General features: G+C 60.1%; 22 protein-coding genes. 18 read left to right on the top strand and 4 right to left on the bottom strand.

Annotation, left to right across the window (positions count from 1 at the left end):
* Positions 1 to 18: 18 nt before the first annotated feature.
* From E3T31_RS16545 to E3T31_RS16470, 16 genes are all read left to right on the top strand, one after another.
* Positions 19 to 477 carry a thioesterase family protein gene (locus E3T31_RS16545; protein ID WP_166788546.1) on the top strand — a complete coding sequence of 153 codons (459 nt, stop codon included), beginning with the start codon at positions 19 to 21 and terminating at the stop codon, positions 475 to 477.
* The gene (locus E3T31_RS16540; protein ID WP_134470360.1) at positions 464 to 1,906 is read left to right on the top strand and encodes an NAD(P)/FAD-dependent oxidoreductase; all 1,443 of its coding nucleotides are present in this window, start codon (positions 464 to 466) and stop codon (positions 1,904 to 1,906) included. The genes E3T31_RS16545 and E3T31_RS16540 overlap by 14 nt, the downstream gene beginning before the upstream one ends.
* Positions 1,903 to 3,000, top strand: a complete 1,098-nt coding sequence (locus E3T31_RS16535; protein WP_166788544.1) for a beta-ketoacyl synthase N-terminal-like domain-containing protein — start codon at positions 1,903 to 1,905, stop codon at positions 2,998 to 3,000. The genes E3T31_RS16540 and E3T31_RS16535 overlap by 4 nt, the downstream gene beginning before the upstream one ends.
* Entirely contained in the window at positions 2,997 to 3,740 is a 744-nt protein-coding gene (gene fabG, locus E3T31_RS16530) for a 3-oxoacyl-ACP reductase FabG (protein ID WP_134470357.1), read from the top strand. Before E3T31_RS16535 ends, fabG begins: the two co-directional genes overlap by 4 nt.
* A 2-nt stretch (positions 3,741 to 3,742) precedes the next feature.
* On the top strand, positions 3,743 to 4,171 hold the full coding sequence (fabZ, locus tag E3T31_RS16525) for a 3-hydroxyacyl-ACP dehydratase FabZ (protein ID WP_134470355.1): 429 nt from the start codon (positions 3,743 to 3,745) through the stop codon (positions 4,169 to 4,171).
* Positions 4,168 to 4,869 carry an ABC transporter ATP-binding protein gene (locus E3T31_RS16520; RefSeq protein ID WP_134470353.1) on the top strand — a complete coding sequence of 234 codons (702 nt, stop codon included), beginning with the start codon at positions 4,168 to 4,170 and terminating at the stop codon, positions 4,867 to 4,869. The genes fabZ and E3T31_RS16520 overlap by 4 nt, the downstream gene beginning before the upstream one ends.
* Positions 4,866 to 5,582: a flavodoxin family protein gene (locus tag E3T31_RS16515; protein ID WP_134470351.1), complete on the top strand. Its 717-nt coding sequence runs from the start codon at positions 4,866 to 4,868 to the stop codon at positions 5,580 to 5,582. The genes E3T31_RS16520 and E3T31_RS16515 overlap by 4 nt, the downstream gene beginning before the upstream one ends.
* A 1-nt stretch (position 5,583) precedes the next feature.
* The gene (locus E3T31_RS16510; protein WP_206750328.1) at positions 5,584 to 6,834 is read left to right on the top strand and encodes an ABC transporter permease; all 1,251 of its coding nucleotides are present in this window, start codon (positions 5,584 to 5,586) and stop codon (positions 6,832 to 6,834) included.
* A gap of 49 nt (positions 6,835 to 6,883) precedes the next feature.
* Positions 6,884 to 8,284, top strand: a complete 1,401-nt coding sequence (locus tag E3T31_RS16505) for a carotenoid oxygenase family protein (protein ID WP_134470347.1) — start codon at positions 6,884 to 6,886, stop codon at positions 8,282 to 8,284.
* 47 nt (positions 8,285 to 8,331) lie between these two features.
* Positions 8,332 to 9,231 (top strand): ABC transporter ATP-binding protein, encoded by a 900-nt coding sequence (locus E3T31_RS16500; protein ID WP_134470345.1) that lies wholly within the window; start codon positions 8,332 to 8,334, stop codon positions 9,229 to 9,231.
* Positions 9,228 to 10,106, top strand: a complete 879-nt coding sequence (locus E3T31_RS16495; RefSeq protein WP_134470343.1) for an ABC transporter permease — start codon at positions 9,228 to 9,230, stop codon at positions 10,104 to 10,106. Before E3T31_RS16500 ends, E3T31_RS16495 begins: the two co-directional genes overlap by 4 nt.
* A gap of 2 nt (positions 10,107 to 10,108) precedes the next feature.
* A complete protein-coding gene (locus E3T31_RS16490; RefSeq protein ID WP_134470341.1) occupies positions 10,109 to 12,166 on the top strand; it encodes a GNAT family N-acetyltransferase in 2,058 nt (685 codons plus the stop codon).
* Positions 12,167 to 12,287: 121 nt separating this feature from the next.
* Entirely contained in the window at positions 12,288 to 12,653 is a 366-nt protein-coding gene (locus E3T31_RS18805) for a hypothetical protein (protein ID WP_134470339.1), read from the top strand.
* On the top strand, positions 12,589 to 12,906 hold the full coding sequence (locus E3T31_RS18540) for a hypothetical protein (protein WP_255454073.1): 318 nt from the start codon (positions 12,589 to 12,591) through the stop codon (positions 12,904 to 12,906). Before E3T31_RS18805 ends, E3T31_RS18540 begins: the two co-directional genes overlap by 65 nt.
* 718 nt (positions 12,907 to 13,624) lie before the next feature.
* Entirely contained in the window at positions 13,625 to 14,299 is a 675-nt protein-coding gene (locus tag E3T31_RS16475) for a hypothetical protein (protein WP_134470335.1), read from the top strand.
* The gene (locus E3T31_RS16470; RefSeq protein WP_198417044.1) at positions 14,299 to 15,183 is read left to right on the top strand and encodes a hypothetical protein; all 885 of its coding nucleotides are present in this window, start codon (positions 14,299 to 14,301) and stop codon (positions 15,181 to 15,183) included. The genes E3T31_RS16475 and E3T31_RS16470 overlap by 1 nt, the downstream gene beginning before the upstream one ends.
* Before the next feature lie 295 nt (positions 15,184 to 15,478).
* On the opposite strand, the gene E3T31_RS18440 is transcribed toward E3T31_RS16470, so the two are convergent.
* The gene (locus E3T31_RS18440; RefSeq protein WP_241978057.1) at positions 15,479 to 15,778 is read right to left on the bottom strand and encodes a VOC family protein; all 300 of its coding nucleotides are present in this window, start codon (positions 15,776 to 15,778) and stop codon (positions 15,479 to 15,481) included.
* Between the two features lie 517 nt (positions 15,779 to 16,295).
* On the opposite strand from E3T31_RS18440, the gene E3T31_RS16455 reads away from it, so the two are divergent.
* The gene (locus E3T31_RS16455) at positions 16,296 to 19,073 is read left to right on the top strand and encodes a response regulator (protein WP_134470333.1); all 2,778 of its coding nucleotides are present in this window, start codon (positions 16,296 to 16,298) and stop codon (positions 19,071 to 19,073) included.
* Positions 19,073 to 19,978, top strand: a complete 906-nt coding sequence (locus E3T31_RS16450; RefSeq protein ID WP_134470331.1) for a response regulator — start codon at positions 19,073 to 19,075, stop codon at positions 19,976 to 19,978. Before E3T31_RS16455 ends, E3T31_RS16450 begins: the two co-directional genes overlap by 1 nt.
* Here E3T31_RS16450 and E3T31_RS16445 read toward each other — a convergent pair.
* Genes E3T31_RS16445 through E3T31_RS16435 form a run of 3 tightly spaced genes read right to left on the bottom strand, consistent with a single transcriptional unit; the run spans position 19,973 to position 22,759 of the window.
* A complete protein-coding gene (locus tag E3T31_RS16445; RefSeq protein ID WP_134470329.1) occupies positions 19,973 to 20,680 on the bottom strand; it encodes a TetR/AcrR family transcriptional regulator in 708 nt (235 codons plus the stop codon). The two genes, E3T31_RS16450 and E3T31_RS16445, sit on opposite strands and share 6 nt — an antisense overlap.
* Before the next feature lie 43 nt (positions 20,681 to 20,723).
* Positions 20,724 to 22,016: an ABC transporter permease gene (locus E3T31_RS16440; RefSeq protein ID WP_134470327.1), complete on the bottom strand. Its 1,293-nt coding sequence runs from the start codon at positions 22,014 to 22,016 to the stop codon at positions 20,724 to 20,726.
* Positions 22,013 to 22,759: an ABC transporter ATP-binding protein gene (locus tag E3T31_RS16435; RefSeq protein ID WP_134470325.1), complete on the bottom strand. Its 747-nt coding sequence runs from the start codon at positions 22,757 to 22,759 to the stop codon at positions 22,013 to 22,015. Before E3T31_RS16435 ends, E3T31_RS16440 begins: the two co-directional genes overlap by 4 nt.
* Positions 22,760 to 22,818 lie beyond the last annotated feature (59 nt).

The following is a 22,818-nucleotide window of genomic DNA, read 5'->3' as shown; positions in this document are numbered from 1 at the left end:
ATTGAGACAAACACACCCGTGAACGAGACAACCTTTACGATTCGTTTTTCTGAAACGGATATGGCCGGCGTTTTCCATCACAGCAACATGTTCGTCTGGTTCGAAGTCGGCCGGTTCAATCTTCTGAGCCACCTTATGAACGGCGACGGGTTGAACGACCTGAATGGTGAAGAAATCTTCGCTCCGGTGACCAAGACACGCGTGTCGTTCACTGGTTTCGGGCGTTTCGGTGAGGAATTACGCGTTCAGACGTTCCTAAAGCCGCAAGAGACCACCAAGCTCGTTTTCTACTACCGGGTGACAAAGATCAGGGATGGCTCAGCGGTGGCGACCGGGATGACGGAACACGTCGCGCTCACGTCAGGCCACCGATTCCTCTTCCGCTGGCCAGAACCGATCAGAACGCGGCAACAGAATTTCTTCCGCGACTATGCATACGTGCTAACAGACGGGAGTCCCTTCGATGCAAAGCTCTAGTTTCATCATCGTCGGCAGCGGTATGGCAGGTCTGGTCGCCGCCTGGCGGCTACTCGAACGCGGCCACAAGGTTCTCGTACTTGAGCAGGCCGATCGGGCTGGCGGCTACTTCGGTGGGTTCACAAACGCTGCGGGTGATCGATTCGATCTCGCCGTCTCACACCTACTGGGTGGGCTGCCCGGTGACAATCTCTCGACCCTCATTTCCTCCCTTGGCTTGGACGACCAGGTTTCGTTCGAGGCCGTTGACATCGCTGATGTGATGACGATCAAAGGTAGGCGGGTGGAGCTGCCTACTGGCTTCGACCGGCTGGAGCAGAGCCTGGGTGAGCAGTTCCCGGACTCTGGCCCAGACATCCACATATTTTTCCAGTTTATGCGCGCCTTCCTCGGCGAAGGCAACGGGGACTCTCGGGAAAAGGGCCGTTTCATGATGCGCAATTACCGCCGAGAATTCGAAGCCTTCTGCGCGGAGACAATCGTCGACCCGGTGCTGCGGAGCGCACTCGCCATGCGGATCCAGTGCGACGATTCTTCCCTCATGATCATGGCCGGCTTCATAACGGAGTGCTATGCCAAGGGGATGGTGTACCCGAAGGGCGGTGTGCACAAGCTTATCGACGCCATTGTGGAGCGAATCCGCCAGGTGGGAGGTACGGTGGAATTTGGTGCGAAGGTGACCGACTTCATCATCTTGGACGCTCGAGTCGACAGTGTCGTGCTTGCGGACGGATCCGTTCGAACAGCCGATGTGATTCTCTACAACGGGGACGCTCCCACACTCAGCCGCACTCTCGAAGCGCGCGGTCACCCTGGAATCGATGACGAGTGCCGTAGACGAGGACACTCGTCATTGAGCATTTTTCTCACGCTCCTCGACGCTGACCTGTCGAGATTCGCGGGCGTGGCCCGGTTCTACCTGACCGAGACAGACGACGTCTTCGAGACATACCGCGTGCTCGAGACCGGCGTCCTGCCTGAGAATCCAGTGATCAAACTGCATTTCATGAGCAGGATCGACGACGGTCTGAGCGTAGATGGTCGCGATCTCATTCGTGTGGAGGTTGACATGTATCACGATTCTGCTGTGCACGATGAGGACTTTTACGCCGATTACGCCCGACAGATCGAGACCATCATCGCCCATGATCTTGTGCCGGAAATCGATACACACGTCGTCTATCGACGCGTGGTGACTCCCATCGACTACGAGCGTTGGTTCGGGCACACCGGGGGGTCCGCGACAGGGTGGGCGCACGACGTCAATAACTACATGATCCACCGAATGAATCAGCGGACAAGCATCGAGAATCTGTTCATCACCGGACAGTGGGGGGAGCACGGATCGGGCCTGCCTCAACTTATCGCCTCGGCTGACAAATCCGTCACCTTGGCCGAGCAATGGTTACGAAAGCGAGCAGCAGCATGAACGATCGACTCATAATTACAGGGCTGGGTGCGGTTTCACCGCTAGGTCTCTCAGCCCGCGACCAGACGATCGTGGCGAATGGCTGGATATTCGACGACATCGACGCGGCAGCTAGGGTTAAGGTCCAAGAGTACCGCCACACAGTGCTTTCGATTCCCGAAACGTTCTCGATCAAGGACTATGTCACACCTGTGGCACTCCGCCGGAAGCAGCGCTTCAGCCAGATCGCGATGGCCGCGGCCGTCGATGCCTTCGCCGACAGTGGACTTGCGGACCGCCCCGCCAACCTCGAACGTGTCGGACTTGTCGCCAGTACCGAATACGGGCCGCAGCGAGCCGTGGGTAAGTATCTGGACGGTCTCATCGGCGGAGGCCTCTTTGAGGCGAGTCCAGGGCTGTTCACACAGACGGTGTACAACGTCGCGAACGGTCAGGCGAGTCTTGCCCTAGGGCTGAAAGGTGCCAATTCAACGATAGTGGGCGGCTCCTCGGTCGCCTACGCGGCACTACTTATTGCGACGAGAAAGGCCGACGCTATTTTCGCGCTCTCGGTCGACGAGACCAACGAGATCATGACGTCCTACTTCGACGCGGCTGATTTTGGACCTGGTGATCTCGCCTTCACATTCCGAACGGGCGAAGCGGCAGCGGTGGTTGTCCTCGAGTCACAAAGCTCCGCCCTGGCACGGGGTGCGACCGAGCTCGCCGAGCTCCTTGGGTGGAGTAGTGCTTCTGCCCCCGGCCTGGGAGTCAGCTACGCCGACTGGGCAGAAGACGACACCACTATCGCCCACGCCATGCTAGGGGCGCTGAGGGACGCAGACCTAGCTATCAGCAATATCGACCTGGTCGTCGGTACCGCGAACGGCCTCGGCGTTCTCTCTCGGAGCGAGTTCAGCGCCATTAGGGGCCTTGGTTACACAGGCCCCGTGCTTTATCCGCGGCTAATGACCGGCGAGTGTTTCGGAGGCAACGAAGCCCTCGCCTACATACTCGGGCTCAACCACGCTGCACCCGGATCCACAATGTTGATCACCGTCTCAACCGCCAATGGCGGCGTCACGTCAACCGTTGTGAGAAAGGCTGCATCATGAAAACCGGCCTGAGAGTGTGCGTGACTGGTGCCACACGTGGCATAGGTTTGTCCATCGCTGAACGGTTCCTACTCGAGGGCGCTAACGTTGCGGTGAACTTCCGCAACGACAAGCCCGAGACAATCGCGGTGCTGGAACGGCTCGAGTCCCAGCACGCCGGACGAGTACTAAGGGCAAAAGCGGATGTTTCGTCCTTCGCCGAGGTCAAGCAGATGTTCGATTCGATCAAGGCAGCCTGGGGCGGTCTCGATGTTCAGGTCAACAATGCCGGACACGCTCGCGACGGCCTAGCCCTCATGATGAGTGAGGACTCCTGGCAGTCCGTGGTCGACACAGATCTCTCGGGTGCCTTCTACTGCAGCAGGCAGGCCGCATGGCTGATGGCGGCCAGCAAACGGGGAACAATTATCAACATCGCATCGGTGAGCGCGTTCACCAGCCCAGCAGGACAGGCTAACTATGCGGCCGCAAAGGCCGGAGTTGTTGCCTTCACCCGCACCCTGGCGAAAGAACTTGCTCGAATGAACATCCGGGTGAACTCCATAGCCCCCGGTTTCATCGAGACCGATATGACCGACGACCTGTCCCCTGCCGCGCGCGCGAGCTATTTGTCGCTCATTCCTGGAGGCCGCCTTGGTACTGCGGACGAAGTGGTGGAGGTGGTGCATTTTCTTGCCAGCCCCGCTGCCTCATACATTAACGGACACTGCCTGGTCGTCGATGGGGGCCTGACCGCATGACCATGAGTGTCAGCACATCCGAGATCATGCAGCGCCTTCCTCATCGTTATCCGTTTCTCATGGTTGACCGGGTGGATGCGCTCGCATCGGGTGTGTCGATCGCGGCCGTGAAGAACGTGACGGCGAATGAGCCGTACTTCACCGGTCACTTTCCGGAGAACCCGATTATGCCGGGAGTGATGATCGTGGAGGCTCTCGCCCAAGCGGGGGGGCTCCTGTTCGATATCGGCGAGCGGCTCTGCGTTCTCGCCCGGATCGACAATGTTAAATTCCGAGGAATCGTGCGTCCCGGCGACCAGATGATTCTTGAGGCGGAGGCCCTCGCAACGATGTCCGCGATGGGTAAGGTCCGGTCGAAGGCGAGCGTAGAGGGAAGGATCGTCGTCACAGCGGAGATCACATACAGCTTTATTGAGAGAGGGATCAAATGATCTTGATTGAAGGTCTCACCAAGACGTACGGCGACGGGCCGAACCGAGTAGAAGCTAATCGGGACGTTTCCTTGCAGATCAACCGGGGCGAGTTCGTCGTCCTGGCTGGTCCTTCAGGCTCGGGCAAAACAACTCTCCTCAACCTTATCGGCGGGCTAGACACGGCGACGTCCGGTTCAATTAGCGTCAACGGCATCGAACTGTCGTCTCTGCGCGCCAATGCTCTTTCGGATTTCCGGCGCGACCACATCGGGTACGTATTCCAAAAGTCGAATCTGGTCAGCTCGCTGACCGTGTATGAGAACGCTGTCCTGCAGCTCCGCCTCCAGCGGCGCCTCACGCGGGCAGCTCGTGATCGTACGCGTCGCCTATTGAACGACGTCGGCCTCGGCGACAAACTGCAGGCTCTTCCCTCGCAGTTGTCCGGAGGGCAACAGCAGAGGGCGGCGATCATCCGGGCTGTGACCAGTGGCACTGACATCGTCGTCGCGGATGAACCAACTGCAAGCCTCGACTCAAAGAACGCCGACAGCGTCCTTGAGCTGCTACGTACAATGAACGACGAGAACGGCGCGACGATCATCGTCTCGTCCCACGATGCGCGGGTGATCGCCGCGGCGCGGCGGGTCGTGCACCTTGTCGACGGTTTGGTTTTTTCCGACACCCGTGCAAGCGAGCTTCTCGAAAATCTCACGTGAAGATAATAGCAATCCACTCCAGCCCGCGACCAAAGAACCTCAGTCATACGGCGGTCATGCTTAGCGCGCTACGTGAGCACCTCACGACTCGCCGCCCTGAGTGGGACTACGAAGAGGTGGCATTGTGGGGTCTTGACATCAATGTCTGCGATGGTAACGGGAGGTGCTTCCGCCGTGACGATTGCGTCTTCGAGGATGAAGCCGAAACGCTCATCCAACGGATGCTCGAGGCGGACGGGGTCATTCTGGCAAGTCCCAACTACTGCGCCAACGTCAACTCAACGATGATGAAATTCGTTGAGCGCACCACGAGGCTGAGCCATCGTCGACTTCTCGCTGGCAAAGGAGCTCTCGCGCTGTCCACATCGGCGAGCCCATTCGAGTCTTCGCACGCCGCAGATTACCTCCGCCGGCTGCTCGGCAGCTATGGTGCGAGCGTTGTCGATGCCTGCAACATCGGGAGCCCTATTGTGGTCTACGACTATGGCGACACCAACCACGGCGTTGCCCTCCGCGCGCACGTTGACTCCTTTATTGAGGCGGTCGAAGCGCCACAGGACCACATCCCAGACGGAACCTTCGGTATCGATATCCGGGCGTCGTTGCGAGACCACCCGGAGTTCGCGCGACGGCTGTTCCGCAGCGATGATCGGTATTTCGCCACTCAAGACCGCGAGCAGCAGGAAGCCCAAAAACATGAAGCGAGTGAATGACATGACTCGAGTCACCAAGGCCCCAGAATCTGAACGAGGTGACGGCCTGACATTCGTTTATAAGGTCCACATGGCGACTGCGATGATTCGCACCAACCCACGCAGCGTGCGAACTTTCGTGAGCGTCGCCATCGCAACTTTCGGCCTGCTGCTCTCATTCGCCGCCATCAACGCCATGGCGACGATGATGAGCCAGTCGGCACGCGACATCATTAGTGGCGATGTTTCCGCATTCGCGGAGGGATACCAATACTCGATGCTCAGCCCGCAGTCTGACGTGGTCTACTACCTCGGCGATGCAGACACCTTCGTGTCAGACTTGCAGCAGAGCGAGGATGTGGCTGATGTGCGTCCGCGGATCACTGCCGGAGCGCTACTGTCGACAGTCGATCACGACTCGGGGGTTGTTGTGGTCGGCTCCGATTTCCAAGCCGAAGGGTATTTGCCGCTCGAAGGTGAAGCTCCGCAAGGGTCGGGGCAGATTTGCGTGAACCCGGACCAGGTTGAAGAACTCGGAATTGGCGTGGGGGACACGGTATCTCTTTCCGTGGCTGGGGCGCCTACAGCTACTGCCGTCACCTCCGCCAAGGTGTCCTGCGTGTATGACAACTCGCGATTCGGCTTGTTCCGGTCGAGCTTCGTCCTCATGGACGTGGTCGGGATGCAGGGCATCCTAGACCGACCCGATTCGCTGACCCAGGTACTCATCACCTTGGATCACGGGGTGGACTCAGAGGATGCCGCGACGCACTTGACCGCGCAGTTCCCTGATAGTCGGTTCTCTACTGCTGAGAAGACCGCAGACCTGATTTTCACCATCCAGACAGCGCAACAGGCCGTCATGTGGACGTTTGTCGTGGTTACGGCACTCATCTGCGCTGTCTTGATTGGCAATGTCGTCTTCTTTGGATTGCGCCGCGAACGCGGTGAGATCGCCACGATGCGAACGATGGGATTCGATGCGCGCGCGGTACGTCACGTCTACTCACTCCAAGTAGTCATCATCGGGTCGATTATGGTCGCCCTTGGCACCGTTACTGCTCTCCTCTCGGTTTGGATCGTCGGATCCATCGGAATTCCAATCGGCGCAGGCCAACAGCTCTTCGGTGACGACACTCTGTATCCCCGGCTTAGCGTCTCAAATGTTGTAGTCACTGCCCTTCTGTTGCTGGGTTCCCTCGTCGCGGCCAACGTGCTCTCGACTCGGGCGATGCTCAAGAGATCACCCATCGAGATGTCTCGGGACGATTGAATCTACTGGGGGAGCAAGCCTGAATCAAACGGAATGAAAGGGGGGAATCGTGACCAGACTCGGTGCATATGGCAAGGGAGCATTTACGCGGGTACGTGAAGAGGTCACAGCAATTGACCTCCAGGTGACCGGAGTGATTCCGAACGATCTTGACGGTCGATACCTGCGCAACGGTCCAAACCCTGTTGGAGTCGAACACGCGCAATTTCATTACTACCTCGGCGCCGGCATGATCCACGGGGTGAGGCTGAGGAGCGGCCGAGCTGAGTGGTACCGTAACCGCTGGGTTCGGCAATCCGCGGTTTCGTCTGCGCTCAAAGAGAAGCCCCCCGCATACTTGGTTCTCGGGGGAATGGATGGAGCTTCGAACACTAACGTCATTGGCCATGGCGGACGTATCCTTTCCCTAGTGGAGGGAGGGACCCTTCCCTTCGAGGTCGGCGGCGACCTCAACACGATCGGGGCCCACGACTTCGATGGCGGCCTCCGAAGCGGAATATCAGCGCATCCGAAGCTCGACCCCTCGACTGGCGATCTCCATACCCTCGGCTATTTCGCTGGGTCTCAAGTCGCCGACTACAACGTGATCTCTGCAGCGGGCCAAGTCGTTCGATCCGAACCGATCGATCTGCCCAATCGCCCGATGATGCATGACTTCGCGCTAACGCCGCGCTACATCGTGGTACTTGATCTCCCTGCCGTCTTTAGTCCACTGGCCGCGGCGACTCGGGACCCATTCCCTTTCCGATGGAACGCGAAAAGCAAAGCCCGGCTGGGCTTGATGCCTCGGGATGGCGCCGCGAAGAACATCACTTGGTTCGAAATCGAACCGGTGTGGATCTACCACACGGTCAATGCCTTTGACCTTCCGAACGGTGTGGTCATGGACGTCATCACGCACCCATCAATGTTCGCCAAAGGGCGTGGCTTGATCGAAGGACACGGCATGCCGTCGCTTGAGCGCTTCACCATCGATCTTGTGAAGGGCAGAGTTGAGCGGGCCAGACTCGACGCCACTCCGCAGGAATTTCCCCGGATCGATGAGCGGCGTGTTGGGCTGCCACATCGATTCGTCTACACAGCGAGCGCGCCCGATCTCGTGCAGAGCTGGTCTGCCGGTCCCGAGGATTTCGCTCAGCTCGACGACTCACGGTTCGACAATATCGTGTACAAGCATGACTTGGACCAGGCGCGCTCGACCGGCCGCCGTTTCGGGCGAGACGCCGCAGTGGGAGAAGCGATCTTCGTGCCTCGACGTGAGGGGACAACGGTTGAAGACGACGGCTATCTGCTCTGCTATGTGCACGACCCCGACCGGGGTAGCAGCGATCTGGTGATCCTGAGCGCCCAAGATTTCGAGGGTCCGGAACTCGCCCGCGTTCACATTCCGGTCAGGGTTCCGCTCGGGCTTCATGGCAGCTGGATTCCCGCGGGAGTCGGCGACGAGTGACTATCGAAATTGCATTGTGCCTCAATTAATCGAAAGAAAGAGACCACGTGTCTGTCAAAGTCTTTAATCTAACCAAGTGCTTCGGCGATATCGTCGCCGTACGCAATCTCTCGTTGAGCGTGGAATTGGGATCAGTTTTCGCCTTCTTGGGCGAGAACGGTGCGGGGAAATCTACCACGATCGGGTGCATTACAACCATCCTTAGCGCTACGTCGGGCGAAATTGAGGTGAATGGGCTTAACGTTCGACGAGATTCGCTGAACGTACGGAAAACCATTGGTGCTGTCTTCCAGTCGTCGCTGCTCGATCCGTTGTTGACCGTGCGAGAGAACCTCATGGTTCGCGCCGGCTTCTACGGTCTCAGTAAACATAGAGCCCGGGAGCGCGTCTTAGAGCTCTCCAGTCTGGTCGGCCTGGATTCCTACCTTGATCGGCGTTACGGACCACTTTCCGGCGGGGAGAAGCGTCGCGCCGATATCGCCCGGGCTCTCCTTCACGAACCTGGCGTTTTGTTCCTTGATGAGCCGACCGCAGGCCTCGACCCACAATCGCGTGAGCAGATTTGGTCGGCAATCCATGAGTTGCGTGCGTCTCGCGGCACCACGATTTTCCTGACCACGCACTACATGGAGGAGACAGAGAACGCCGACAAGGTATGCATCATCAACAAGGGCGAGATTGTGTCCGAGGGTACACCGGCCGAGTTGCGAGCTGGGTTCAGTAACAGCATTCTGACCATTCGGGTTGATGCCCCCGCAGAAGCCATCCGGTTGTGCCAAGAACGCGGACTTCGGGTGGAGATGAGCGGCGAATCGCTCGAGATTCCGGTGCACTCGTCGCATGAGGCCTTGGAGCTGCTCAGCATCCTGAGCGTCCGAGACTTCGAATTCCGGCACGGCACCATGGACGACGTCTTCTTGTCACTCATTAAAGGAAAGACAGTATGACGAGCATTATCCTGCTGACGCAGCGCAACCTCCGATTGTTCTTTCGAGATCGTGTCGGAGTCTTCTTCTCTCTGCTGTCTGCTCTTATCTTGATTGCCCTCTACGCTTTGTTCCTCGGTGGCTTGCAGGTGAGCAGCCTAAAGGACCAGCTTCCCGGCGCTTCTGACCACGACATCGGTTGGTTCGTAAATGCTTGGGTTTTCGCGGGTATCACCATGATCACCACGCTCACGACAGCTCTAGCCGCCATGGGGGTGTTCGTGGACGATAACGTCTCGGGGCGATTCAGGGACTTCATCGTTTCGCCAATTCGTCGCACGCACCTTGTTCTCGGCTATCTGATTGCAAGTTTCATCGTTTCCGTGACTATGTCAGCGGTTATCATCGTGATCGGGCAACTCTATATGCTGACGCAGGGAAATGAGCTTCTATCGCTCCCTAACCTGCTGCAAACCGCGGGCTTCGTGCTAGCTTCCAGCGCGGTATTCGCGGCTTTTGCGGCATTTGTCGTAACTTTCCTGAACTCTGCCGGTGCATTCGCGGCCTTCTCCACTGTCGTCGGTTCCCTTATTGGCTTCTTGTCCGGAGCTTACGTTCCGTCGGGAACGCTACCCGAAGGCGTGGTTAGTGGAATGAATGCCCTACCGTTTGCGCAAGCCGCAATGTTGATCCGGATGCCCTTCACCGAGTCTGCGTTGGGGGCCTTGCTCACGGGCGAGGGGCAAGCCTTGTCCAGTCTCCAGGAGTTCTATGGAATCACTGCGTCCGTCGGCAGCTTCGCTATCACCCCCAACATTGCACTCATTGAGTTGGCACTGCTCTTCGTAATCTTCATCGCACTTGGCGTCTGGCGCCTCTCGCGAAAGATTCGCTAACGATGGCTACAATCCGCTCGTTCGAAACCAGCGACGCCGAGAATGTAGCTCAGTTTTACAACAAGCATGGTCTGGGCTCGGTAACCCATGGCATTCCGCTTACCGGTGCGACGCTTCTCGCGACCATCCGCGAAGAAGATGTTCGTCTTCTGGTCATTGCTGAACAATACGGCTCGATCGTCGGCACTCTCGGCTATGCGCGGATGTCCGGCAGGCGCGTATCCGGGCCGGCCGAGTTGTTTGCCACGATGTTCCTCGTCGAGCCATCGCTCAGAGCCGGATTCCTTGTGGGACAGCTCTTCGCCGATTCTTTCGCGAGGTTCTCGCAGTTGGGTGTGCGGACCTTAAGAGTCGAAGTTGACCCAGCAAACAGACGAGCCTTCCCGCTCTATGTGCGAATTGGATTCAGGAACATTGGCTTTTCACGTGCTGACGAGGACGGTTATATGGAGCTGGTGAACCACCTCCCGGGAGTAGCGTCAACTCTCTCTAATCTTGAACTCAGTCCACAGAAGAGCGAGGCCCCTAATCCGCAATACACAGCCCGCACGCTCAAAGATGCACGACGACAAACGCTCACGAGTGGCGTAGTTACAACAGACTCTGGCCAAACGACCATCACCTACGAACTCCAGATCGACTCCCATGCCATCCTTGCTACGGTCGACGCGGTGACTGGCCAGATTATGTCCATAAATGTTGACGGGACTTCCGACCCGCGATACACGGACCAGACGAAATTCTCGGTGTGTGACACACCAACTGTACTGTCGCGAACGATGGGGGAGTTCACAGTTTCGCTAGTGGAGTCGCAAGGTGCATTGAGCGTCTGGCATCCGCGGCACCTCGGCCCGTTAATGATCGATCCGTTTCCGGTTGCCGATTCCGTGCCAGCAGGCTCGAGACGACCGGCCGCATCGTTGGTGACTACTACGGTGACGACTTCGGGGTGGATCTCGACTGACGGAAGGGTGACTCGGGTCATCGAGGTAGGGAACGGCATGGTGACAGCGTCCGTAAGTCACTGCTTTGGTGCGGACGTTACCGTGTACCCCTGGTCGGGTTTCCGCTCGGCAGAGCTTTCACTCCATATAGATGGACAACAGGTCCGTTCTGCTCACTCGATTCGAGGCATATGGCCACCCGATGTAACAGACTTCGAGTCTGCAGCCGATGAAGACTTCGCTTACCGCGCCGACGGTCTCCGGTTGCAATGGTTTGATCGACGAACCGGGATCGGTCTAGAATTCGAAGCTGGATCACCCGGGTCGATTCGAATTGAAGGTCCGCACCTGGCGAGGATTGCCGGTGCTTCAGTCCATTCTTATAAATTCATCCCATTTGTAGAAGCGGAACTGTCCCCTCGAGATCTCACTGTGGTTCCAAAATCGATTGCATCCGGGAACTGGGAACGCGCACGCGTTAGTGGTCTAGATAACCTGCGGATGCAGGACAAGTCCTCCGATTCTTCAGTTGCGGTTTCCCCATCGATTGGGATGACTCGCTGGCGATATCGCGGCAGAAACGTGCTGGCGTCACAAGGCAAACACACTGTTGGGCCCCTCACTGACATCGCCAGCGCTCTTTGGGTAGCCGAACAACACGACAGAACCGATCCTGACCAGGGCGTCGAGTGGGCACAACACGATTCTGACTTCGCCTTTGGGGAAAGGCTTATACCTGGTTGGAGTGTTATTCCGTCAGACGACTTCATGTCACTTGACATTGAGGTGCACGGTAGAAACGAATCGAGTATTGCAAGAGAACTAGCCGTGTACCTGTTGTCGCCGTGGAGTTCAAACCACGTGGAGGTCATGGTTGCGGACAACGAATGGCTCCTCGTCGACTACGTGGGAACACCGTGGAGAACCTGGGTGCGAGCCTTCCGTGTCCCCACGGCCGCTGGATACCTCGAAGTGTGGCCGCTGGAGGCAAGTCATCCGGAAATACTTCTTCGTGCTGACGCATACGGTGTTCTCGCGACGATGCTGGGAAGGATTTCGGCGTCATCTGAAACGACCGTGCGCTGGCGTTTGACGCTCAATGAGATCACCCATTAGCCCTTCAGCGTTCAGTTGTCGAAACAGCATTTCGAGTGGATCCACACCGTCAACGAACTCAGCCTGCATTCGGTTTGCCAATTTTTGGGTGACCGTGAGCTGACCCAGCTCATCCGGTTCGGTGGGGTTCTGGTTCTCCCTCGGGCATTCCACAGTGGTGGTTGGCACAGTCGCGACGCTGGCGGCGGGGATGCACTTCCTGGTCTCGGCCATCGAAGACGACACGTCTCCCGTGCGCCAGGCCACTGGACTCTGGGGCGTTAGCATCTCGGTCGTCTTTGTGCTCGCATTCGGCATGGTGAACCTGCACTCCTTGGTGCGGCTGGTGCAACGTCGCCGAGCAGAGATCGACGGCATCGACGTACCGGTGGCAGGCGGAGGACCGACCGGGCTGCTGTTTCGCCTGTTCCGCCCCATCGCATATCCACCTTGTCGACCGACCGAAACGCATGTATCCGCTGGGCCTGCTGTTCGGCCTCGGCTTTGACACTGCCGCGACCATTGGCATGTTCATCACCGCCGGCACCGCCTCATTCCAAGTGTCATGGGCACTCGCCCTAGCGCTCCCGGTTCTCTTCACTGCCGGAATGTGCCTCTTCGCTACCCTCGACGGGGCCTTCATGGCTCGCCTCTATGGGTGGGCCGCGCAGCACACCGGGCGTAATTTTCGTTACAACGTGGTCATCACCGCGCTGTCGGTCGCCGCTGCCTTACTCATTGCGAACGTAGGATTCTCATAAATCCTCAGTCAAGCCACGTCGTCGGACCTCACTCTCCCCATCGATACCACCTACTTTGGATTCCTTGTGGTCGGTGTTTTCGCGGTCGTGGCCGTGGTGGCCGCGGCCACCCGGGTGCGCGGGCAGCAAACAGACACCGTCAAGGTGTACGTGACCACAAACGAACCATAAACCCCTAAATCTGACCAGATTCAGGCCGTATCTCGCCGTACAGCGCGGACACTAAAGTCCATGAGAACCGCGGAATTCCGCGGAAGTCTGCCCCATATGCAGGTGCGCACCACCACCCCGACGCCTATCATTTGTTCTTGGTTCGAGTCCAGGTACCCCAGCACTAGCCCCTGAGTTTCCGCGGAAACCAGGGGCATTTCTTGTTTCCAGACACCGCACGCTCGAGGAGTGGCGGCAGACTCGCTCGGGACCGCCATATCGGCGCATATGCGTCGTCGCGTGAGATACCTGCGGTACGGAGTCAAGCGTGGACGTTTGAGCAGGTCCTAACCTGGCAGCGTTGAGGATCGAAAGCGGCTAATTTTCCGGACGCGAATCCTGAGCAACGTGAACGGACGCCCCAGCTTTGAGACCTGGTGACCCTCATGTTGTCCATAGGTTGCCCGCAAGCCAGTCTGGGGGGATACTCACAACATCAGTGGCGTTCCGGAGTGAACGCGGCCGGCATCCGCTTCGCTTCGTCGTCACCCTCCACGGGGAGGTTGTCATGGATGCACGACGGACATTTTCAGTCATCGGCGTCGTTCTCGTCGAGATCGCCCTCGTGGGGGCGGCCCTGGCGGGGTGTGCCGTCGCCCAGCCCCAGCCCGAGGTCACCCCGAACGCCCCCAGCGTGTCAGGGCCGAGCACATCGTCGCCGGCGCCGCCTGCTGCGCCGCCTCCCGACACCGGCGGAAGCAAAGTATCGGTCGAGCTCGCGCAGCTCCCAATCGGCGGCAATGTGAGTTTTGACGAAAATACGTTTGCCGACAATTGCGTAACGGTGAACTGGATCGTCGAACAGGATAACTCCAGGATTCCGGAGAATGTGCAGATCTGGATCAGCGGTGCCACCTTCACGGACGACGTCTACGCGCTCGCCGATTCTGGATGCAGCGGCGAGAATCCGCCGTGCATCGGGTTCATCTTCGACGTCGCCAACCAGACCTGCGATCTGGCGATCGCGCCGACCGGCAAGCAGCCGAGTTCGCCGGATGTGCAGCTGGACGTGAGCATCGCCGGCGAGGTCACCTGCACTGAGGGTGAGACCTTTGAGTGCGCGAAATTCCTGTCCGCGTTAGTCACCGAGAGCAACCTCAGCATCCCCCTCGACACGCCTCCCGTCGCCGATGCACCTCCCGCGGATGAGAGCTTGGGAGCGACTATGAGCGGACCCGCCTGATGCCCGAACCGGGGGAGAGGGAGGGTGGTGCACAGTTCGAACGCGGGTTGAACGTTCTCGGCAGCATCATCGCTCCGGCGACGCTTCTGGGCGCCCTGCTTTTCTATTTCGGCTACGTTTCGTCTCGGGCCCAGTACGACTACTTCGGCATCGACGTCGACGTCATCGGCCTGAGCACGCAAGACTACGTGATGCGCAGCCCACAGCCGCTCTTGGTGCCGCTTCTCGTGTTCGCGCTGGTCGGCGCAGCCCTGATCGCCTGGCACGCGCAGATCCGACGCCGCTCGAGCCGAGCCGGCTTCGCGGCTGCGGTGAGGCGGGGCGTCGTCGTCGGCCTGGTCATCCTCGGCGTAGGGGTCGTCCTGCTCCTCGCCTATCCGATCCTGGCTGGATGGGGCTACTACCCGCTCGTCACTCCGCTCGTCCTGGCGTTGGGCGGCGCGATCGCAGCGTACTCCCTGGGTACCGTGCGGTTCCTGGCTCGCACAGTCGGTGCGAGTCACCGCCCGCCGACGGGCGTCGTCGTGCTGCTCTGGGCTGCGGTCGCCGCCTGCGTGTTCTGGGCGACGGCCACGGTCGCGCAGTGGTCGGGCCTGGGTCTCGCCCAGCAACAGGCGCGGCGCCCTGACAACCTTCCCAGCGTCATTGTCGACACCGAGGAGCGGCTCTTCCTCCCGGACGAGGCGCGGGTGAACGAAATCGAGCTGCCCGCGTCGGCCGACGAGACGTTTCGGTTCCGCTATTGGGGGCTGCGACTCCTCATTGTCGGCGGTGATCGCATGTTTCTCATCCCCAACACCTGGGACAACCACAACACAACTCTCGTGCTGCCGCTCGATGGCTCGGTTCGTCTGCAATTCCAGTTCCGCAATCTTGAGCCCTGAACAAATGCTGGACCGAGCCCAAGAAGGTATTTCGCTCGCCGGGTGACGGCGACATCGCCGGCGCAACTCTCGCCGCCGAGGCATCCGCTCTGGATCTGATCGATGAGTACCGGGGAACGAAATGCTCAGGCGTTCTCGAGTTCCGCGATCACAACCTTCTTCTGGCCCCCATCATCATGCCGATCTGCTCGGGTCGGCGAGTCAGATCGGCCATATTCTCGGGGATGATCTGCCAGCTGATACCGAATCGGTCTTTGCACCAGCCGCACTGCTCAGAATCGGGCACGTGGGAGAGCTAGGCCCAGTACGCGTCAATTTCGCCTTGGTCCTTGCACAACACCACGAACGAGATCGACTCGTTGAACGTGAAAACGGGCCCGCCGTCTAGACAAACGAAATCCACTCCGTTCAGGGTGAATGAACCGTTCAGCACCTTGCCGGTCATTCCGGCGAAGTGTTCGTCGAGCGCCGCGTTGGGGTACTCGACGATCGAATTGATCCGCGAATCGGGGAACACGTCAACGTTGTATTCCATTGCCTCGCGGGCCGTGTCGTCGAACCACAGGCACGGCTGGATGGGTAAGAACTCGGCCATCGATACCTTTTATTGGGGTTCCTGCTTCTGAGATTAGTTCGACCCGCGACCGTTGCCAAGACTCGTTCAGGGCTGCCCGGGATGCGCCGGCTGGATGGTGTTTCGGACTAACCGGTGACGGGCCCTCGTCGGTATTCCACCGCGGGAGCGCTGAGTAGTGCGAGTGGACTGACACTGGATTGCACTCGTGGGCAAAAAGTCCGATCAGATTTTCTTGGACTTATCAGGGCAGAGTGAAATTGTGTAATTCAAGCGGATGCCAGATGTGGGTTTCTCGGCGCGTTCTGCCGAAATCGACACAACACCTGGCCGCGACCCGACCAGCTTAACTACCCCCGATGAGGGGTCATTTTGACGATTCGTGATATAGATTTAAGTGAGGGAAATTCCCCCGGTCGACTCGCGGCAATCCAGCGAGGCGAGGTTGCCGACCGCGAGCCTCTTTTGCCATACCGTGAAGCGTTCCAGCACCGCACGCTCACAGCGCACTCTATAGATCACGGAAGGCGTGATGACTATGTCCCCCCACAACCGCAAGAATCATTCCCGGCCGTCCGCCGCCGCTGATTCCACAGCTACGGTCGAGGCGAACCTTCCCGGTGGAGACAGCGCGGTAGCGCAAGAGGCGCTTCTGGCGAAGAATTTGCTGCAGCAGACGGTGAGTCTGCAGGACGCGATCTTCAACAGTGCCAACTTCTCCAGCATCGCCACCGACGCCCAGGGCGTCATCCAAATCTTCAATGTCGGTGCACAGCGGATGCTCGGCTATACGGCGGAGGAAGTGGTGAACAAGATCACTCCGGCCGAGATCCACGATCCGGAAGAGATTATTATGCGGGCGGCCCAGCTGAGCCTGGAGTTCGGCACCACGATCCAGCCCGGATTCGAAGCACTCGTTTATAAGGCGAGTCGCGGTATTGAAGACATCTATGAAATCACCAAGATTCGCAAGGATGGCAGCCGGTTTCCGGCCATCGTCTCGGTCACCGCGCTGCGTGATGAAGACGCCGCCATTATCGGCTACCTGCTGATCGCTACCGACAACACGTCGCGCAAGCAGGTGGAGGTCGCCCAATCCGTGCTGGACCAGCGGTTGCGCGACCAGCAGTTCTATACGCGCTCACTGATCGAGTCGAATATCGACGCGCTCATGATGACCGACACCCTGGGAATCATTTCCGACGTCAATCAGCAGATGATCGAACTGACCGGCCGAACGCGGGACGAACTCATTGGCGCGCCCTGCCGCAATTTCTTCACCGACCCGGCTCGGGCCGACACGGCAATTCAGCGGGCCCTCACCGAGAGCCGGGTCAACGACTACGAGCTCACGGTGCAAGCGCTCAACGGCGATGAAACGGATGTCTCCTACAACGCGGCAACGTTCTACGATCGCGACCGGGTCGTTCAGGGCGTGTTCGCATCTGCCCGGGATGTGACCGAGAGGAAGCGGTTCGAACGGGCGCTTAAGGAGACCAACATCGAGTTGGAACACGCCAGCCGGATGAAAACGGAGTTTCTCGCGACGATGTCGCACGAATTGCGCACGCCCCTGAATGCGATCATCGGGTTCTCCGAGGCGCTCAAAGACGGGCTCATGGGTGATATGAGCGATTCCCAGCGGGACTATATCGGAGATATCTTCACCAGTGGACATCACCTGCTCGATCTGATCAATGACATTCTCGACCTGTCCAAGGTTGAGGCTGGAATGATGGAGATCGAGCTGGAACCCGTTGATGTGCGCTTGTTGCTCGAGCAGAGCCTGCTGATTGTGCGCGACGGAGCGGCCGCGCACGATATCCAGTTGCGCTTCGAGGGTGCAGAAGACCTCGGCGTGCCGCTCCTCGATATGCGCAAAACCAAGCAAATCGTCTATAATCTGCTGTCGAACGCGGTCAAATTCACGCCCGACCATGGGAATGTCACCCTGATGGCCAAACGGGTGCCGCGGAGCGCCGTCGGAAAAATTGCCGGTTCGTGGCCCGTGCACGATTTTCCGCTGCCCGCCAGCACAGTTTTGGACTTCCTCGAAATTCGCGTCGACGACACTGGCATGGGCATTTCCTCCGAGAATATGTCGAAACTTTTTCTCGCCTTCAGCCAGATCGACAGCACCCTGGCCCGACGGTTCGAGGGCACCGGCCTCGGTCTGGCCACGGTCAAGGAGATGGTGGGGATTCAGGACGGAACGGTGGCCGTGGCCAGCGCCGAGGGCGAGGGCTCGACCTTTATCGTGTGGCTGCCGCTGGGAGCCACCGATCAGGTCGCACCGGCCTGGTCGGCGCCGGGAGACGAATTGACGGGGACCACCGATCGCGAGTCGGCACCGGCGAGCAAGGTGGCGGGCGCAACCGACCGGCCCAAGCCGCATCCGTTTAACCCGGCACCGGCTGCCGTCGCGCCAAAGTCGGCCGAGCCGGAAGCGGTAACGCCGGTTGAACCCGACCGGCAGGTGCATTCGACCACGACCGGCCAGCCGGCCGCCAGGTCGCAGGCGCAGCAGGAACATGAAGTGAAGTCGGAGAAACACGTTGCCCTCGTCATCGAGGATGACGCCAAGAGCGCAGAGGTACTGCGGCTGCTGCTCGAGGCTGAGGGGTTTCGCGTCATCGTCGCCCCCAGCGGCGAGGAAGGCCTCGCCCTCGCTCCGCACCAACAACTCAGCCTGATCACCCTGGACATCCGCTTGCCGGGAATGGACGGGTGGGGATTCTTGATTCGGCTGCACGAGTTCGCGGATCTGGCGGCGGTTCCCATCGTGATCATCGCAGGGGATACCGATATGGCCCTGGCCCTGACCCACGGTGCGGCGGCCGTGTTGGAGAAACCGATCAGTCGGGCAGCTCTGCAGAAATCGTTGAACGTGCTGGGTCTCGGCCCGGACGCGCTCCGCACGCGGCGGGTTCTCGTGGCCGATGACGACCCCGAAACCGTTGATGTGATTGCCCGGTTCCTGACTCGCCCGGAGTACGCCGTGGAACGCGCGTTCACCAAGAATGATGCGATCGCGATGGCGCAGCGTCTGCATCCTGACCTGGTGCTGCTCAACCTGATGATGGAAGGGTTTAGCGGTTATCAGGTGGTGCTGGCCCTGCAGAGTGACCCGAATACCGAACACATTCCCGTGCTCGTGGTCACCGGTAAGCGGCTCACCAAGCAGGAGCTGGCCGCCGTCGACAGCGACCCGACCCAGCCCGTGCGCGTGCTGGGAACCGAGAATTTCAATCGAACGGCCTTCATAGCCGAGGTGAAGCGAGCGCTAAATTCGGGCCTGGATCTGGGTGATGAATAGTGGCCAGGATTCTGATTATTGAAGACAACCCGATCAATATGAAACTGGCCAAGCTGTTGGTGCGACGGGCCGGGTATTCGACACTGGAAGCGGTCGATGCCGAGAGTGGATTGTTGCTGGCCCGGGTCGAAGTTCCCGACTTGGTTCTCATGGACATCCAGTTGCCAGGAATGGATGGCTTCGCCGCCACCACCGAGTTGAAGAACGACCCGGTGACCGCCGACATCCCGGTGATTGCGCTGACCGCCATGGCCATGAGCCGAGACCAGGAAAAGGCCCGCACCGCTGGCTGCGACGCCTACATCACCAAGCCCCTGCACTATCAGGAGCTTCAGGACGCGATCAACTGGCTCATGCTGCGGGTGGACGATGAGGTCGCGTCGCACGAAGCGGGATCGCTCACCCGGGATGTTCTCGAGCGCGGGAACGAATTCGAGCAGGCCAGCACAGAAGCGGATGCCTCGCCCTCCCCAGAAAGCCGGGCCGCGGTTCGCGCACCGGGCGCGATCCGCATCCTCGTGGCCGAGGACAACCTGACCAACCAGAAGCTCATCCTGTGGCAGCTGCACCTGCTGGGCTACGAAGCGGATGTGACCGACAACGGTGCGCTCGCGTTCGCGCGGTGGACGAGCGGCGACTACGACCTGGTGATCACCGCTCTGCACCTGCCAAAGATGAACGGTTACGAGCTGGCCTCGGCTATTCGGGGGGCCGAGCTGCCCGGTACGCGGATGCCGATTCTGGCCGTGACCGCGAGCGCGGTGCGCGGCAGCGATGCTGACCAGTCGCGCTCGGTCGGCATGAACGATTACCTCATGCGGCCGCTGCACCTGGCCAAATTGCGCGCGGCTCTCGTTAAGTGGCTACCGGTCGAATCCGACACCGAGCAGGGTCAGCTCCTATAGACCCGGGATGCTCAGCGTCTGCCGGAGGAGAGTGACCGTGCGGTCCAGCGCCTCGGCCGGGGTCAGCCGGGTGGGGCGTTCCCGACCATCCTCCTGGCTCGTGTCGGCCGTCGCTCCGAACTGGGGGCAGGGAATCCACTGCAGCGCCATGAACCGCAGCACGCCCAGCAAGGCGTGCGTGAGCAGCTCGGCCTGGCCGTGTCGAAAGACTCGGTCAGCGTCGGTTTCTGTGTCTGTGTCGACCCCTCGGGCTAGTCGCAGGTAGACGAGCTCAGCGACCTCATCGGTGACCCGAGTCATCCGTTCCATCTGCTCCTGCAGGAGCTGCGGATGCAGGCCGAAGATCTGAATTCGGTCGGTGAAGAGCTGCTCGTCGATGCCGTCCGGCGGCCCCATCGCGCTCATCAGCGCGAGCGCGTCGGGCAACAGATCGTCTCCCGGCGCTGCGATGAACTCGCGAGCGTTTGCCTCGTCAATGGTCGGCGGTTCGGCACCGATAATGGCGGCCGTCTTCGTCTTGAAGTAGTTGAAGAAGGTGCGCTGCGAGATGCCGCTCGCGGTGCAGATCATATCCACCGTGACGTTGTCGAAACCGTGTTCCAGGACGAGGCTGACCGCGCTCCGTTCCACGCGCAAGCTCGTCGCGTGGTGCTTGTCCTCGCGGGAGCGCGTTCGAGTGGAGGTGGTGGGGGTGTCGATCATGACTCGTCCTGGTTCATCGGTGTGCTTTATCGGATTGCCGGCGCTACTCGTAGCGCAGCGACTCGATCGGGTTCTGCTTGGCGGCTCGCTGGGCCGGAAGGGTTCCAGAGAGGAACGCGATCACCATGACCAGCAGAATGACGAAGGCCACCGACATCGGTTCGAACAACAGAATATTCAGCCCGGGCAGCCCGGAGAGGAAGCCCTGCGACAGCACGGCGCTCAGCGCAGAGCCGAGTCCGATGGCCACACCGGCCCCGATGGCGCTGCCGAGGAACCCGATAAAAATGGCTTCGAGGCTGAACAGGGTGTAAACCTTGCCACCGCTCATGCCCATGGCCTTCATCAGACCGATCTCGCGGGTGCGTTCCTGCACGCTCATCAGCAGGGTATTGATGATGCCGAATGCCGCGGCGATCAGGGCGATCACGGCGAAGGCGTTGAGCACACCGACGATGCCGTTGATCACGGTCTGCACAGCGCCGAGCTGGTCCTCGATGGTGCTGGCGGAATAGCCCTCGGTCGCGAGGTCGGCCTTGAGCGCGCTAATGCCCGCGGCGGAGAGCGCGGTATCGAAGTGGGCGACGGCCACGCCGTAGCTCGTGACGGCGGTGTCGATGCCGCCGGACTGCGCCTCCGCCAGTTCGGCGATCAGGGCATCATTGGCTCCGGCCCCGGCAGCGAGCAGACTCTCGAGCGAGACGCCGACGACGGTGGCGTCGACCACGTGCTTCTCGCCGAGAATGTCGGTGATCCCAATAGAAACGGATGCCCCCACCGCGTCATCCGCGGAGGCGAAACCGAGCGGAGTCACAAAGGTGTCCTGCAGCACCAGCTGCGCCTCCTCAGCACTGCCGTCGAGCTGCCCGCCCGCCGTGAGGTCGGCCGTGGTCACCGCCGAGGTGGCGTTGATGCTGAACTCGTACGGTGTGCCCGAGTCGTATTCGACGTAGTCGGGCTGCACCGAGCGGATCGGGTCGACCGACTCGATGCCGGACGCTTCGGCGATCGCCCGGAGGTCGGCATCCGTCAGAGCCTTGGTCGTGGTGCCGGGGGGACCTTGCCGACTGGAGACCGACGCGGAACTCTCGGCGTCATATTCGACCGGGCCGTCGCCGGCGGCGGTCGCATCGCTGGCCTGGGTGATGATGAACACGTCGGGCGAGCCGAGGGCGCCGACCTGGGCGTCGACGTACTGGCTGACGCCGGCGCCGACCGCGTTGGTCAGGGTGAGGGTGAAGGCGCCGACGAAGATGGCCAGCACGGTCAGCGTCGTGCGGAGCTTGCTGCGAAAGGTATTGGAGATCGCGGTGGCGACGAGGTCTTTGGGTCTCATACTGCGCCTCCGGCGGTGTTCATTGCTGCAGTGCTGTGTGCTGCGGGGGCGTGGGTGGCCAGCTGGGAGACGACGAGTCCGTCGCGAATGTAGATCTGGCGGTCGCAGCGGGCGGCGAGATCCTCGTCGTGGGTGACGATGACGAGGGTGATTCCCTGGCTGCGGTTCAGGTCGAACAGGATGTCTTCGACGACGGCGCCGGTGGCGGTGTCGAGGTTGCCGGTCGGTTCGTCGGCGAAGATCACGCGCGGCGAATTGACCAGGGCGCGTCCGATGACGACGCGCTGCTTCTGCCCGCCCGAGAGGGTCGTGGCCTTGTTGCCGGCCTTGTCGGCGAGCTCAAGCTGCGTAAGAACCTGCATGCCGATGCGGCGGCGTTCCTTGCCGCCCATGCCGGCGATCTTGAGCGGGAGGATGACGTTGTCGAGCACGCTCACGTTGGGGGTGAGAAAGAACTGCTGAAAGACGAAGCCGAATTCCTTATTGCGCAGTGCGTTGACGGCGCGCTTGGACAGCGACTTGGCGTCCTGGCCGGCGACCTGCAGCGTTCCCTTGTCGGGTTCGTCGAGCAGGGCGAGCAGGTGCATGAGGGTGGACTTGCCCGACCCGCTCTTGCCGACGATCGCCACGGTCTCGCCCGGCGCGATCTGCACGGACACGCCCTTCAGCGCGTCGAACCGGCTCGTGCCAGAGCCGTAGGATTTCTCCAGGCCTTGCGCATCAATTACCCACTCGGAGTCCATCGGGCGTCCCTCAGTTCGGTGCTAGATACTACAAAATGCAGTAACTGCACTCTAATTTG

The sequence above is a fragment of the Cryobacterium sp. TMS1-13-1 genome, assembly GCF_004403125.1.
Classification (GTDB): domain Bacteria; phylum Actinomycetota; class Actinomycetes; order Actinomycetales; family Microbacteriaceae; genus Cryobacterium; species Cryobacterium levicorallinum.
The sequence above is the reverse complement of the archived record's forward strand: the minus strand, read 5'-3'. Positions and strand labels throughout refer to the sequence as shown.